This window comes from Streptomyces sp. MGP-BFMKR1, assembly GCF_057766585.1.
On record NZ_CM173408.1, the window covers coordinates 5,096,211 to 5,110,114 of the forward strand.

Here is a 13,904-nt window from a genome sequence, read left to right on the forward strand (position 1 = left end):
GGCATGGCTGCCGAGAATGAATCGATCGTGAATATTGGCCATCCGGACAGCGCACGGCTATTTCGGCCGCCCCGGCCCTGATAAGAGCTGTTCTGGCACGCGAGTGCCGCAGCGCGGATGACCATCAGGGACGAAGTGGGAGTGACCAGGGGATGACGGCCGGCAATAACGGCTCGGGGGTGCCGCAGGACGACGACCCGTTCGCCTACCTGTACCGCCAAGAGGGCGGCGACGGGGGCGCGGGTCAGGGCACCCAGGGTTCGTCACGCACGGGCGGTTACGGCTATCCCGGGCCGCAGCAGCCGGGCGTCCCCCGGACCTCGTACAACCACGTACGCGCGGTCGGCGAGCGGCAGTACGGCGGTCAGCAGCAGTACGGCCAGCAGCAGCCCGCGCCGCAGCAGGGCGGCTACGGCTACCCGCAGCACAACGCGCACTACACCGCCCCCGAGGCGCTGCCCCAGCAGGCCCGGCAGCGCGCGCACGGGGCCCCGCCGCCCGGTGGCGTGCCGCCCCGGCAGGCCGCGCACGGGCAGGGCGCGCCCGCGGGCTACGGCGGCGGGCACGGCGGCGGCGGCGCGGGGCACGGCGGCGGGGGGCGCGGGCCCAACAGCAAGGGCCTGCTGATCGGCGCGATAGCCGTGGTGGTCGTCGTGATCATCGGCATCTCCGTCGCGATGATCTCCAACAACTCGGGCGGCAAGGACGACAAGGCCGAGCCCACCCAGAACACCAGCCCCACCGCGGCCGAGACCGTCGAGCCCAGCCAGGACCCGAAGCCGACGAAGAAGCCGGAGCCGCTGCCCACCGAGGACGCCTCGGCCATGCGCCTGGACGGCGGCACCACCCTGGCGTCCGACATACCGGGCGCCAAGGCCGAGGGCGGCGAGTACGTCGCCGGCATCAACAAGCCGGGCGCCGGGGCCACCTGGACCGTGGACGTCGAGAAGGCCGGCCAGTACCGGCTGTACGTCGGCTACGGCGTACCCGGCGAGGACCAGAACCTGAGCCTCACGGTGAACAGCAAGCGAGACCCGCGCGCCGTCAGCATGAAGAACTTCGCACTCGCGAAGAAGGGCGACTGGGCGAAGGGCTGGACCCACACCTGGGCCATCGTCAACCTGAACAAGGGGACGAACACGGTGCGGCTGTCCTGCGAGGCCGGCAACAAGTGTGACGTGAACCTCGACCAGGTCTGGCTCGCCCAAGGCTGACCGCGACCCACCCCCCGGCCGCGGACCGGCGGCTTCCGCCCTCGGCCCGACCGGACTGGTGGCTTCCGCCTCCGCCTCCGGCCGGAATGGCTGCTTCCGCCCTCGGCTGGACCAGAGTCCGCCCAGCGGGGCCGGGGCCGCCCGGCGCGGGGCCGGCCCGGGCCGGCCCCCCTCCCGCGTAGTACCGGTCAGTCGGCGTGCACCACGGCCAGGAAGCGGGCCACCGTCTCGGCCATCGCGTCCCGGCCGGGGCCCACGTACTTGCGCGGGTCCACCAGGGCCGGCTGGGCCGCCAGTACCTCGCGCACCGCGCCGGTGAACGCCGTGTTCAGGGCCGTCCCGACGTTGATCTTGACCATGCCGGCGGTCACCGCCGCCCGGATCTCCTCGTCCGGCACGCCCGACGAGCCGTGCAGCACCAGCGGCACCGGCACCGCGTCCCGCAACCGGCCGATCAGCTCGTGGTCGAGCGCCGCGGTGCGCTCGGTCATCGCGTGCGAGCTGCCGACCGCCACGGCCAGCGCGTCCACGCCGGTGTCCGCCACGTACGCCGCGGCCTCCACCGGGTCGGTGCGCACCCCCGGGGCGTGCGCGTCCAGCGGCGCCTCGCCCTCCTTGCCGCCGACCTCGCCCAGCTCGGCCTCCACCCAGATGCCCCGCTCGTGACCCCAGCGCACGGCGTCGGCGGTGGCCACCACGTTCTCCTCGTACGACAGCTTCGACGCGTCGAACATCACCGAGCTGAACCCCTCCGGGTGCGCGGCGCGCAACAACTCCACGCTCACCACGTGGTCGAGGTGGAGCGCGAGCGGCGCGCTCGACGCGCGGGCCACGGCGGCTGCCGCGGCGGCGATCGGGGCGAGCCGCCCGCCGTGGAAGCGCACCGCGTTCTCCGACACCTGGAGGATCGCGGGCGCGCCCGCCGCCTCGGCGCCGGCGGCTATCGCCTCCGCGTGCTCCAGCGAGATGACGTTGAACGCGGCGACCGCGCGGCCCGCGGACCGCGCCTGCCCGACGAGTTCACCAGTGCTGACCAGTGGCATGTCCGTCCTTCGTTCCGGGCCGGGCTCGGCCCCTCGTGCCCGCGCGGGCGGCGGCGACGGCGCGGCTGACCCAGCCCGCGCGCGTGGCCCACCCGGGCGGTCGTTCGCGCGCCGGGCCACGGCCCGGCGACCTGTGCGCGCGGTGCGGCGTCCTTGCCGGTCGCGCTCGTGCCGGGCCCCGGCCCTGGTGGGCGGGGGCCCGGCACGAAGAGGGGGGTCTCACGCCGCTGCCGGGTGGCTGGCGACGCGCACCTTGGGGAGGAGTTCGTCGTAGGTGGCCGCGTCGTACTCGCCGGCCACCGGCGCCCGCACCGTCGCCGCCGACAGCGCCACCGCCCGGGCGAGGCGCTCCGGCCAGGGCAGCCCCTCGGCGAGGCCGGAGAGCAGGCCGGCGACGGCCGAGTCGCCCGCGCCGGTCGGGTTGCCGGCGATCCGGCTCGGCGGGCTCGCGCGCCAGGCGCCGTCGCCGGTGACGGCAAGCAGCCCGTCGGGCCCGAGCGAGGCGGCGACCGCGTGCGCGCCCCGGCGCCTGGCGTCGCGCGCGGCCCGCACCGGCTCGGTGGACCCGGTGAGCGCGGCCAGCTCCTCCGCGTTCGGCTTGACGATGTCGGGCCGGGCGGCGATGCCCCGGCGCAGCGGCTCGCCGCTGGTGTCGAGCAGCACCGGCACCTCGGCGGTCCGCGCGGTACGTATCAACTGGGCGTACGCGCCGACCGGTAGCCCCGGGGGCAGGCTGCCGCACAGCGCGACCGCCGCGGCGCCCTCCAGCAGCTCCGCGTAGCGGTCCGCGAAGGCGGCCCACTCGGCGGGCGTGACCTGCGGGCCCGGCTCGTTGAGCTGCGTGGTGTCGCCGGATGAGGCGTCCACCAGGCCCACGGTGCGTCGGGTGGTGCCCGCGATGGGCACGAACGCGTCCGTGACGCCCGGGTAGGCGTTGAGCTGGTCGCGCAGCGCGGCGCCGGTCGCGCCGCCGACCAGGCCGGTGGCGACCGCCTCGTGACCGAGCGTGGCCAGCACCCTGGCGACGTTCAGGCCCTTGCCGCCGGGGCGCTCGATGACCTCGGAGACGCGGTGGCTGTGGTGGGGCCGCAGGCGTGGCACGCGGTAGGTGATGTCGAGGGCAGCGTTGAGCGTCACGGTCAGGATCACTGCGGGCTCCCCCTCCCGTTGGTGGTGGTCGTGACGGTGCCCCGGCGGCGCGGCGCGGGCCGGCCGGCGCGGTGTTCCCATGGGCCGGGGGTCCGGTCCAGCGCGCCGGGTCCGTGCTGCGCGGTGCGGCGCTCGGAGCGGTTGGCTTACTGGCAGCGATCATGCCAAAGCCGGAGCGGTTGTCCCACCCCTGTAGGCCAACCGCGCGGCTTCGACGCGTTATGAACCGTTGTCGACGCATTCCGCCTGCCTGTCGCGCGCACGCGCCCCGCCCCGCGCGGACGGGTCGCGGGGAGCGCGGGAGCGGGGCCGCGGCTGGTTGCGCTGCGGCCCCGCTCCGGAGCCGTCGCCCGTGGGCGGGCGTGCTGCGCGTCCTCGGCCGGGGGGTGGTCGGCCGACGGCGCCGGGGTCAGCCGGTCGTCGGGCGGACCACCCACGCGCCCCGGCGCATCACGCCGACCAGCGCGAAGTCCTCGTCGAGCACCGCCAGGTCGGCGTCCTTGCCGGGTTCGATCGAGCCGACGCGGTCGCTGAGCCCGAGCACCCGGGCCGGGGTTGCGGACAGGGCGCGTACGGTCTGCTCGACGGAGAGCCCGTCGATGGTCACCGCGCGCCGGAAGACCTGGTCGAGGGTGAGCGTGGAGCCCGCGATGGAACCCGCCGTCGGGCCGTCGCTGATGCGCGCCACACCGTCCTTGACCTCGACCTTCATCGGGCCCAGCGGGAAGATGCCGTCCTCCATGCCGGCCGCGCCCATGGCGTCGGTGATGAACGCCACCCGGTCGGCGCCGGCGCGGTGGAAGGCCAGTTCCAGCGTGGCCGGGTGCAGGTGCGTGCCGTCGTTGATCAGCTCGACGGTGATCCGCTCGTCCTCCAGGAGGGCGGCCACCGGGCCCGGCGCGCGGTGCAGCAGGGAGGGCATCGCGTTGAACAGGTGGGTGGCCACGCTCGCGCCGGCCTCGATGGCGTCGCGCGTCGCGTCGTATGTGGAGTCCGTGTGGCCCACGGCCGCGATGACGCCGGCCTCCACCAGCAGCCGCACCGAGTCCAGGCCGCCGGGCAGCTCGGGTGCCAGCGTCATCATCTTGGCCGTGCCGCGGGCCGCGTCGACCAGCTTGCGCACGTCGGCCGGGTCCGGGTCGCGCAGCAGCGTCGGCTCGTGCGCGCCGCAGCGGTGCGGCGAGATGAACGGGCCCTCGAAGTGCACGCCCGCCAGTTCGCCCTGCTCGACCAGTTCGGACAGGGCGTGGGCCTGCCGGGCCACCTCGTCCAGGTCGCCGGTGACGGTGGAGGCGAGCATCGTGGTGGTGCCGTGCCGCCGGTGGGTGGCGATGGCCCGCAGGGACTCCTCGGCGGTGCCGGAGGAGAACGAGGCGCCGCCGCCGCCGTGCACGTGCAGGTCCACGAAGCCGGGGACCACCCAGTGGCCGGCGAGGTCGACGCGGTCGCCGGCCCCGCCGGCCCCGCCGCTCGCGGCGGTTGCCGCGTCCGGGCCGGCGCTGACGATGCGGCCGTCCGCGACCGTCACCACGCCGGATTCCACGATCCCGGACGGTAGGACGACGCGGGCGCCCGCGAGAGCTGTTCGTTCGGCCATCAGGCGGATACCTCCGTAGCGAGAAGATCCCAGGCGAGCAGACCCGCGCCCAGGCAACCGGCGGTGTCCCCGAGGGCCGCCGGGACGATGTCGGGGAGCTGTTGGAACGTGACCCGCTCGGCCACCGCCGCGCGCAGCGGCACGAACAGCGTGTCCCTGGCCTCGGCGAGCCCGCCGCCGATGATCAGCCGGCGCGGGTCGAGCAGGGTGAGGGCGATGACCAGGCCGTCGGCGAGCGCGGCCACGGCGTCCTGCCAGACGGCCAGCGCGCGCGGGTCGCCCGAGGCGACGGCCTTCGCGCAGTCGGCGGCGTCCGCCTCCGGGTCGCCCACGGCGGCGGCCCAGGCCCGGCTGACGGCGGACGCCGACGCGAGGGTCTCCAGGCAGCCGCGCTGGCCGCAGCCGCACTCCGGGCCGCCCGGGCGCACCACGATGTGCCCGATCTCGCCGGCGTAGCCGTGCGCACCGGCCTCGACGCGGCCGTCGATGCCGATGGCGCCGGCGATGCCGGTGCCGAGCGGCACGAACAGGAAGCGGTCCGTCCCCTCGCCGGCGCCGATGCGCCCCTCGGCCAGGCCGCCGGTCCGTACGTCGTGGCCGAGCGCGACGGGGACGCCGGCCAGCCGCTCGGAGAGCAGGGCGCGCAGCGGCGCGTCGCGCCAACCCAGGTTGGCGGCGTACACCGCGACCCCGGCCGCCTCGTCGATGATGCCGGGCACGGCGACGCCGGCAGCGGCGGCGGGCGTGCCGAACCGCTCGGTGCCGATCGCGTGCAGCTCGGCCGCGAAGTCGAGGATTCCGGCTATCACGGCGTCCGGCCCGCGCTCGCGCTCCGTCGGCCGCCGGGCCGTGTGCAGCAGCTCGCCATCCGCCCCGACCAGGGCGGCCTTCATTCCGGTGCCGCCCACATCGAGGGCGATGACGTGTTTCACGCGGGACAGTCTCGCGCGATTCCCCACTAGAGGTCTAGGCCACTTCGCCTTCGCGGAGTGTCGCGCCCTGTCGCCGCACGGGTTCTCGGCCGCGCGCGGGCGGCCGGAAGCCGTGCCCGGATGGCGCCCGTTCGCCACCGGTCGGGCATCCGGTCGGGCATCCGGTCGGGCATGCGGTCAGGCAGCGGCGGCGGCCCGAACACCCCAGCGGACGACGCGCGCCGCGCGCCGCGCGGGGCGCCGGCGGGTCGCGGCCCGGCGCGGGGCGGGGCCGGCGCCGCGCACGGGGTCGGCGACGTCGCCGTGAACGGCGGTCGGCGCGCGGGCTGAGCGGCGGCGGCCGGTAAACGATCTGTGAAACCGCACACGGTCGCGCGGCCAGGCGCCGGAATGGCCCGGAAATCATCCTGTATGGGATACGGGTGTGGCCGGCTTCGGGTGGGGATGGCCCCGCTCGCCGGAGACAGTCGTGCTTAGTCTGAGCGGGTTCGGTGGCGCTCCGCGGAGTGGCGCGTTCCGGGCCGCCATAGCCGGTGTGGGTGACGCGGAAGTGGCCACAGGTGATACCGAAGCGAGACCAGGTGTGGTGTAGACCTTAGGGGGGTTGCGGGGGGAGACTCGCAACTCGTGTCGGAGAGTGACACTCCGGCAGATTCCGGGAAACAGAGCAGAGCACGAGGGTGGGTACCGGTTGTGCAGCGGCGGCGGTTCTTGAGTCTGACGGCAGCGGGTGCCGCGACGGCGGCGGTGACTCCGACGCTCGCCGCCTGCGGTGCCGGCTCGGACTCCGGTGACGTACGGCTCAAGCTCGTCGCGGCGGACTACGGGGACACCAGCACCAACAGCTCCCTGAACTACTGGGGCGACCTGGCCCGCGCGTTCGAGACGAAGCACGGCAGTATCAAGATCGATGTCAACGTCTTCGGCTGGGCGGACATCGACAAGAAGGTCGCCCAGATGATCGAGAGCGGCGACACCCCGGACCTCGTCCAGTTCGGCACGTACGCGGACTTCGCCGCCAAGGGCATGCTCTACCGCGCCGACCAGATCCTCTCCGTCCGCACCCAGGCGTCCTTCCCGACCGCCATCACGCGGGCGGGCGAGGTGAAGCGGGTGCAGTACGCGATGCCGTTCGGCGCCAGCACCCGGCTGCTCTTCTACAACAAGAAGCTGTTCAGCGAGGCGGGCGTGCTCAAGCCGCCGACCGACTGGGACGAACTCCAGGCGGCGGCCGAGAAGCTCAAGGCCATCGGCGTGAAGTACCCGTACGCGCTGCCGCTCGGTCGCGAGGAGGCCCAGGCCGAGACGTTGATCTGGCTGCTCAGCGGCGGCGGTGGCTACACCGACGGGTACGGCAGCTACATGCTCGACTCGCCGGAGAACGTCGAGACGCTGGAGTGGCTGCGCGACGAACTCGTCGGCAAGGGCCTCACCGGGCCCACCGCGCCGGGCAAGCTCAACCGCCAGGACGCCTTCAACGCCTTCACCCGCGGCGAGGTCGGCATGCTCAACGGCCACCCGACGCTGATGCAGCAGGTGGTCGGGCACCGCATCGAGTACGACGTGGCCCCGCTGCCCGGGCGCGACGGCCCCGCGTCGACCACGATGGGCGTGGCCGACTGGATGATGGCGTTCAAGAAGAACGGCCACCGCAAGGAGATAGGCGAGTTCCTCGACTTCGTCTACAGCGAGCCGAACGTCGTGGAGTTCTGCGCGAAATACCGGCTGCTGCCGGTCACCACCGAGGCGTCCGACACGATGCGCCGCAACGACGAGTTCAAGAGCCTCTGGCAGTTCCTCGACGGCCTGGAGACCGCGCAGTTCTACCCGTTCGACAAGACGTCCTGGGCCACGGTCAACCAGAAGCTGCGGGACTCGGTGGGCACCATGGTCGCCAAGGGCGGCGACCCGTCGACCGCGCTCGGCGAGATCCAGCGCGCGGCCGACGCCACGGAGAACGAGGAACGTTAGGTTGGCGGCGTGACACACCCCGCCGAGCCCGGCCCCCCACCCACCGGCGGCGACCCGACCCCCGACGGTCCGGCCCCCGACGGTCCGGCTCCCGACGGCCCGACCGCCGGCGGTCCCGCCGAGGGAACGCCCGCCGCCGATGCCGAGCCGGCCGCGAGCGCCGGGCCCGAGGCCGACCCCGAGTCGCCCGCCGCCGACCCCACCGCCCCGGCGGACCCCGCCGAGCAGGGCGAACTCTCCGCGCGAGACGTGGCCGTGCTGGCGCTGGAGCGGCGGGGCTGGGCGGGGCCCGGCGCGAAGGAGCGGGCGATCCGCGAGCGCCTCGGTATGTCGCCGACCCGCTACTACCAGGTGCTCAACGCCCTCCTCGACGACCCGCGCGCCCTGCGGTACGACCCGGTGACCGTCAACCGGCTGCGCCGGCTGCGCGCCGCCCGCCGCTCCCGCCGCTGACGCCCCGTCGCTGGCCGGAGCCGGCACCGGCGACGGCGCGCGGGCGCACCGGTAGGGTCGGCCGCATGGCCATTCCCGTCCCCTCCACCGCCGCGGGCCGTGACGGCCTCGCCGCGCTGCTCGCACGGCCCGAACGCGCCGTGATCGCTCTCGACTTCGACGGCACCCTCGCCGAGATCGTGCCCGACCCGGAGCAGGCCCGGGCCCACCCCGCGGCCGTGCCGGCGCTGGCCGCCCTCGCCCCGCTGGTCGGCACGGTCCTCGTGCTCACCGGCCGGCCGGCCGAGGTCGCGGTGGGCTACGGCGGCTTCGCCGACGTGCCCGGCCTCGAACACCTGGTCGTACTCGGCCACTACGGCGCCGAGCGCTGGGACGCCGCCACCGGCCACCTGCGCGCCCCCGAGCCGCACCCGGGCGTGGCCGCCGCGCAGGCCGAGCTGGCCGAGGTGTTCGCCAGGGCCGGCGCGGCCGACGGCACCTGGGTCGAGGACAAGGGCCGCGCCATCGCCGTGCACACCCGCCGGGCCGCCGACCCGCAGGGCGCGTTCGAGGCGCTGCGCGGCCCGCTCGGCGCGCTCGCCGACCGGCACGGCCTGATCGTCGAACCGGGCCGGCTGGTCCTCGAACTGCGCCCGCCCGGCATGGACAAGGGCGTCGCGCTCGAGGAGTTCGTACGGGAGGTGGACGCGGAGGCCGTGCTGTACGCGGGGGACGACCTCGGTGACATCGCGGCCTTCGAGGCGGTGGAACGGCGCAGGTCCAAGGGGCTGCCGGGGCTGCTCGTGGGCAGCGGGAGCGCCGAGGTCACCGCGCTGGCCGAGCGGGCCGACCTGGTCGTGGACGGCCCGCGCGGCGTGGTCGACCTGCTCTCGTCCCTGGCGCACGAGCTGCGCTGAGCGCGCTCCGAGCACGCTGAGCCGCCCCCGGTGTCGGGGGCGGCTCAGCGGTGGCCGGTCACGGCGGGCCGGCTTGCCCGTGGTGGGACGCGGCGACTACGCCGCGCCCAGCGCGCGCAGTTGGGCCAGGAACCACTGCTTGGGCGGCAGCGCCGTGGCCGCCGCGGCCAGCCGCTTCGTCCGCGCGGCGCGCTCGTCCGGGTCCATCGTCAGCGCCTCGTGCAGCGCGTCAGCCGTCGCCCGCACGTCGTACGGGTTGACCGTCAGCGCGTCGTCGCCCAGCTCGGCGTACGCCCCCGCCTCGCGGGAGAGCACCAGCGCGCAGCCCGCGTCGGAGACCACCGGGACCTCCTTGGCCACCAGGTTCATGCCGTCCCTGATCGGGTTCACCAGGGCCACGTCGGCGATCCGGTACGCGGCGAGTGAGCGGGCGAAGTCGTCCTTGACGTGCAGCACCACCGGCCGCCAACCCGGCGTCCCGAACTCCTCGTTGATCGCGTCCGCGACCCGCTGGACCTCCTGCGTGTACTCCCGGTACACCGCCAGGTCCTGTCGCGACGGGTAGGCGAAGGCGACGTGCACCACCCGCTCCCGCCACTCGGGACGGTCGGCGAGCAACCGCCGGTAGGCGAGCAGGCCGCGCACGATGTTCTTGGACAGCTCCGTGCGGTCCACCCGGACGATGACCTTCCGCCCGCCGCCCGCGTCCGGTGCCGGCTCGCCCGCTCCGCCCTCGGACGGCGTGGCCGTGGCGTCGGCGTCGCGGCCCTCGACCTGCGCGCGCAGCGCGGTGCGGCGCTCCTCGACGTCGGCCGCGTGCGAGCGCTCGCGCAGGAACTCCGCGTCCGCGCCCAGGCCGTACACCCCGAGGTGGGTCGTGCGCCCGTCGAGCTCGACCGTGAGTTCGCCCGACGCCGCGTCCCGCTCGACGCGCGCGCCGAGCACCCGGGCGCAGCAGTCCGCGAACGCCTCGGCCCAGCGCGCGGTGAGGAACCCGGCCCGGTCGCCGCCGAGGATGCCGCGCAACACGGCGTCGGCGACGTCGTCCGGCAGCATCCGGAAGTAGTCCGGCGGCGCCCACGGCGTGTGCGAGAAGTGCCCGATGCGCAGGTCGGGGCGGCGCTCCCGGAGCAGCGCCGGGACCAGCGAGAGGTGGTAGTCCTGCACCAGGACGGCCGCCCCGGGCGCGGCCTCGCGGGCGAGCGCGTCCGCGAAGGCGGCGTTGTACGCCTCGTACGCCTCCCACTCGCGCCGGAACTCCGCGTCGAAGGCCGGCTCCAGCGGCGTCTGGTACAGCAGGTGGTGGACGAACCAGAGCACCGAGTTGGCGATGCCGTTGTACGCCGCGGTGAAGACCTCCGGCGCGATGTCCAGCATCCGCACCCGCTGCCCGCCGGTCTCCGCCGGGTCGAGCAGCGCCCCGGCCGAGCCGCCGGCTTCTTCCTGGCCGTCGGCCTCGGCGGCGCGGGCCGCGGCCTGGCGCACCGCCTCCCGGTCGCCGTCGCCGAGCGCGGCGCACACCCACACGGCCCGCGCGTCGGCGCCGATCGCGGAGAGGCCGGAGACCAGCCCGCCGCCGCCGCGCTTGGCGGTCAGCGCGGGCGGCTCGGGCTCTGGCGCGCCCGCGTCGTCGGGGGCCGGTGTTCGCGATGGCGAACGGGATGGTGGCGATGTCAGGGCGTACGAGACGGGCCCGCGGTTCGACGCGACCAGCACCTGGGCGCCGGGCCCGGGGTCGGCGTCGCGCGCGGGTTCGGCGGCGTCCTGCTCGGAGTGCTCGGAGACCATGTGCCGAGCCTAGCCAGCACCGGAACCGCTCAAACGTACGGACCCGGTCCGCCCCACCCACCCGGCCGGTCACCCGCCACCCACCCGGGCCCCGCCCGACGCGTCCACGCCGTCCGCCCCGCCCGCCCCGTGTGCCTCCGTACGACGGCGCTCCGCCGATCCCGCTACGCCGCCCAGCGCTCCGCGTACTCCTGGACCTCGATCATCGGCGGGCGCTCCTCGGTGTCCACCGGGTGCGTCAGCGGCTCGAACCCGCCGCCGGCGCCGCGGGTGAACTGGGTGAGCCGTGGGCGCACCAAGTGCCCCCGGGTCAGGCGCAGTTGGGCCGTGCGGTAGATGGCCGCCGCCATCCGGCCGAGGGCCTGGCCGTCCTGGTGGCGGTGGCGGCGTACGCCCACGTCCACCTGGCCGAGCGCGTCGAGGCCGACCGTGTGCAGCGCGTCCACGAGCAGGCCCAGCTCCACGCCGTAGCCGACCGGGAACGGCAGCCGCTCAAGCAGCGAACGGCGCGCCGCGTACTCGCCGCCCAGTGGCTGCACGAAGCCCGCGAGCTGCGGCCAGTGCAGGTTCAGCAGCGGCCGGGCCACCAGCTCGGTCACCCGGCCGCCCTGCCCGACCGGCCCGGCACCGGCCTCGGCCCCGTGCGCCGGATCGAGCGGCCGGTCGTACATGGCCTTCACGAACTGCACATCCGATTCCGTGAGCAGCGGGCCGACGATCCCGGAGACGAAGGTGGCGGAGAAGTCGCGCAGGTCGGCGTCGACGAAGCAGACGATGTCGCCGCTGGTGGCGAGCAGCGAACGCCACAGCACCTCGCCCTTGCCCGGCACCGCCGGCACCCGGGGCAGCAGGCTGTCCCGGTGCACCACGCGCGCGCCGGCCGCGCGCGCGACCTCGGCCGTGCCGTCCGTCGAGCCGGAGTCGAGTACCACCAACTCGTCCACCAGTGGGGTCGCCCGCATCAGGTCACGCCGGATCGCGTCGACGATCGCCCCGACCGTCGCCTCCTCGTTCAGCGCGGGCAGCACCACGCTGACGCTGGTGCCACCGGCCCGTTTCGCCGCGAGGAGCAGGTCGAGCGGACGGTCGGCAGCGGACCAGGACCGGCGACTGAGCCAGTGCTCCACCTCTTCCAGCACCTGCGTGACTCCTTTGCGCGCCGAGCGGCGCTCGATGTTACGTTCATCTCGTGGTTTGGACGACCCTCACCCGGGTCCCAGCCTTCGGTTACAGTCTTGAACAACGCGGATGACCGTCGCATGCCGGGGTCATCACGCCAACAAACGCTCGGCTCCAAGGAGCCGCTGCCATACCGCTCATCCAGAGGGGCAGAGGGACACGGCCCGTTGAAGCCCCGGCAACCCTCCAGTCGGTTTCTCGCACCGCGAGGCTCCCGGCGGGGAAGGTGCCAATTCCGTCTCGTGGCGAGATGCGTCGCGAGGAAGATGAGGAGAAAGGGCCTCGCCTCCATGGCTGTGCAAGTCACCGAAAGCACCACCGCCCCCGCCACGCCGGACGCGTCCGCCGCGTCCGTGGACCTCGGCCCCGCCGCCGCGCTGTCCTGCCGCGAGTGCGGCGAACGCTTCGACCTCGGCCCGATCTTCGCCTGTGCGCTGTGTTTCGGCCCCCTTGAGGTGGCGTACGACCTGCCGACCGGCGACCCGCAGGGGCTGCGCGAGCGCATCGAGGCCGGCCCGAACAGCATCTGGCGGTACGCGCCGCTGCTGCCGGTCCCCGCCGACGTCGCGTCCAAGCCCAACCTGAACCCCGGCCTGACCCCGCTGGTCAAGGCCGACCGGCTGGCCGGCGAGCTGGGCGTCACCGGCGGGCTGTACGTCAAGGACGACTCGGGCAACCCGACCCACTCCTTCAAGGACCGGGTCGTGGCCATCGCCGTCGAGGCCGCCCGCGCCTTCGGCTTCACCACGCTCTCCTGCTCCTCGACCGGCAACCTGGCCGGCGCGGTCGGCGCCGCCGCCGCCCGCGCGGGCTTCCGCTCCTGCGTGTTCATCCCGCACGACCTGGAGGCCGGCAAGGTCGTCATGGCCGCGGTCTACGGCGGCGAACTGGTCGCCATCGAGGGCACGTACGACGACGTCAACCGGTTCTGCAGCGAGCTGATCGGCGACTCGCTGGGCGAGGGCTGGGGCTTCGTCAACGTCAACCTGCGCCCGTACTACGGCGAGGGCTCCAAGACGCTGGCGTACGAGATCTGCGAGCAGCTCGGCTGGGAGATCCCGGACCAGATCGTCATCCCGATCGCCTCCGGATCGCAGCTCACGAAGATCGACAAGGGGCTCAAGGAGCTGATCAAGCTCGGCCTGGTCGAGGACAAGCCGTACAAGATCTTCGGCGCGCAGGCCGAGGGGTGCTCGCCGGTCTCCCGGGCCTTCAAGAACGGGCACGACGTGGTGCGCCCGGTGAAGCCCAACACCATCGCCAAGTCGCTGGCCATCGGGAACCCGGCCGACGGCCCGTACGTGCTGGACATCGCCCGGCGCACCGGGGGAGCGGTCGAGGACGTGACCGACGAGCAGGTGGTGGACGCCATCAAGCTGCTCGCGCGCACCGAGGGCATCTTCGCGGAGACCGCGGGCGGCGTGACCGTCGGCGTCACCAGGAAGCTCATCGAGACCGGTCAGCTCGACCCGGCCCGCACCACCGTCGTCCTCAACACGGGCGACGGGCTCAAGACGCTGGACGCCGTCGCGCCCACCACCGGGCCCACCGCGACGATCAAGCCGAGCCTCGACGCGTTCCGCGCGGCGGGCCTGGCGGGCTGACGCCCGCGGCGCCGGCCACACGACCCGGCCGGCGCCCCGTCCGTCGCGATCAGCAAGCTTTCCGTTCTTTCACGAAGG

11 protein-coding genes and 1 riboswitch are annotated in these 13,904 nt (G+C 74.5%); of the genes, 5 read left to right on the forward strand and 6 right to left on the reverse strand.

Annotation, left to right across the window (positions count from 1 at the left end):
* The first annotated feature begins 152 nt into the window (after positions 1 to 152).
* Positions 153 to 1,214 carry a carbohydrate-binding protein gene (locus AC3CHW_RS20095; protein ID WP_488467373.1) on the forward strand — a complete coding sequence of 354 codons (1,062 nt, stop codon included), beginning with the start codon at positions 153 to 155 and terminating at the stop codon, positions 1,212 to 1,214.
* A 188-nt stretch (positions 1,215 to 1,402) separates the two neighbouring features.
* On the opposite strand, the gene AC3CHW_RS20100 is transcribed toward AC3CHW_RS20095, so the two are convergent.
* From AC3CHW_RS20100 to AC3CHW_RS20115, 4 genes are all read right to left on the reverse strand, one after another.
* Entirely contained in the window at positions 1,403 to 2,257 is an 855-nt protein-coding gene (locus AC3CHW_RS20100; RefSeq protein ID WP_488467374.1) for a class II fructose-bisphosphate aldolase, read from the reverse strand.
* Positions 2,258 to 2,476: 219 nt separating this feature from the next.
* Positions 2,477 to 3,406 carry a 1-phosphofructokinase family hexose kinase gene (locus tag AC3CHW_RS20105; RefSeq protein WP_488467375.1) on the reverse strand — a complete coding sequence of 310 codons (930 nt, stop codon included), beginning with the start codon at positions 3,404 to 3,406 and terminating at the stop codon, positions 2,477 to 2,479.
* A gap of 409 nt (positions 3,407 to 3,815) precedes the next feature.
* Positions 3,816 to 5,003, reverse strand: coding sequence for an N-acetylglucosamine-6-phosphate deacetylase (nagA, locus tag AC3CHW_RS20110; RefSeq protein WP_488467376.1), 1,188 nt, complete (start codon positions 5,001 to 5,003; stop codon positions 3,816 to 3,818).
* Positions 5,003 to 5,935 (reverse strand): ROK family protein, encoded by a 933-nt coding sequence (locus tag AC3CHW_RS20115; RefSeq protein ID WP_488467377.1) that lies wholly within the window; start codon positions 5,933 to 5,935, stop codon positions 5,003 to 5,005. The genes nagA and AC3CHW_RS20115 overlap by 1 nt, the downstream gene beginning before the upstream one ends.
* Before the next feature lie 711 nt (positions 5,936 to 6,646).
* Here AC3CHW_RS20115 and AC3CHW_RS20120 point away from each other — a divergent pair.
* The 3 genes from AC3CHW_RS20120 (at position 6,647) to otsB (ending at position 9,255) form a co-directional block, all read left to right on the forward strand.
* The gene (locus tag AC3CHW_RS20120; protein ID WP_398607566.1) at positions 6,647 to 7,906 is read left to right on the forward strand and encodes an extracellular solute-binding protein; all 1,260 of its coding nucleotides are present in this window, start codon (positions 6,647 to 6,649) and stop codon (positions 7,904 to 7,906) included.
* Between the two features lie 9 nt (positions 7,907 to 7,915).
* Positions 7,916 to 8,359, forward strand: coding sequence for a DUF3263 domain-containing protein (locus AC3CHW_RS20125; RefSeq protein WP_488467378.1), 444 nt, complete (start codon positions 7,916 to 7,918; stop codon positions 8,357 to 8,359).
* A gap of 65 nt (positions 8,360 to 8,424) precedes the next feature.
* Positions 8,425 to 9,255, forward strand: a complete 831-nt coding sequence (gene otsB, locus AC3CHW_RS20130; protein ID WP_398607564.1) for a trehalose-phosphatase — start codon at positions 8,425 to 8,427, stop codon at positions 9,253 to 9,255.
* A gap of 96 nt (positions 9,256 to 9,351) precedes the next feature.
* Here the strand turns inward: otsB and AC3CHW_RS20135 are convergent, their stop codons facing one another.
* Both AC3CHW_RS20135 and AC3CHW_RS20140 read right to left on the reverse strand, forming a co-directional pair.
* Entirely contained in the window at positions 9,352 to 11,043 is a 1,692-nt protein-coding gene (locus AC3CHW_RS20135; protein WP_488467379.1) for an alpha,alpha-trehalose-phosphate synthase (UDP-forming), read from the reverse strand.
* Positions 11,044 to 11,207: 164 nt separating this feature from the next.
* The gene (locus AC3CHW_RS20140; RefSeq protein WP_398607562.1) at positions 11,208 to 12,182 is read right to left on the reverse strand and encodes a glucosyl-3-phosphoglycerate synthase; all 975 of its coding nucleotides are present in this window, start codon (positions 12,180 to 12,182) and stop codon (positions 11,208 to 11,210) included.
* 174 nt (positions 12,183 to 12,356) lie between these two features.
* Positions 12,357 to 12,495, forward strand: a riboswitch (SAM riboswitch).
* Positions 12,496 to 12,512: 17 nt separating this feature from the next.
* Here AC3CHW_RS20140 and thrC point away from each other — a divergent pair.
* A complete protein-coding gene (gene thrC / locus AC3CHW_RS20145) occupies positions 12,513 to 13,826 on the forward strand; it encodes a threonine synthase (RefSeq protein ID WP_488467380.1) in 1,314 nt (437 codons plus the stop codon).
* The last annotated feature ends 78 nt before the right edge of the window (positions 13,827 to 13,904 follow it).

Bases quoted from the DNA above. Each gene is read 5' to 3' on its own strand.
- nagA (WP_488467376.1), bottom strand. From the start codon at position 5,003: ATGGCCGAACGAACAGCTCTCGCGGGCGCCCGCGTCGTCCTACCGTCC.
- otsB (WP_398607564.1), top strand. From the start codon at position 8,425: ATGGCCATTCCCGTCCCCTCCACCGCCGCGGGCCGTGACGGCCTCGCC.
- thrC (WP_488467380.1), top strand. From the start codon at position 12,513: ATGGCTGTGCAAGTCACCGAAAGCACCACCGCCCCCGCCACGCCGGAC.
- AC3CHW_RS20135 (WP_488467379.1), bottom strand. From the start codon at position 11,043: ATGGTCTCCGAGCACTCCGAGCAGGACGCCGCCGAACCCGCGCGCGAC.
- AC3CHW_RS20100 (WP_488467374.1), bottom strand. From the start codon at position 2,257: ATGCCACTGGTCAGCACTGGTGAACTCGTCGGGCAGGCGCGGTCCGCG.
- AC3CHW_RS20095 (WP_488467373.1), top strand. From the start codon at position 153: ATGACGGCCGGCAATAACGGCTCGGGGGTGCCGCAGGACGACGACCCG.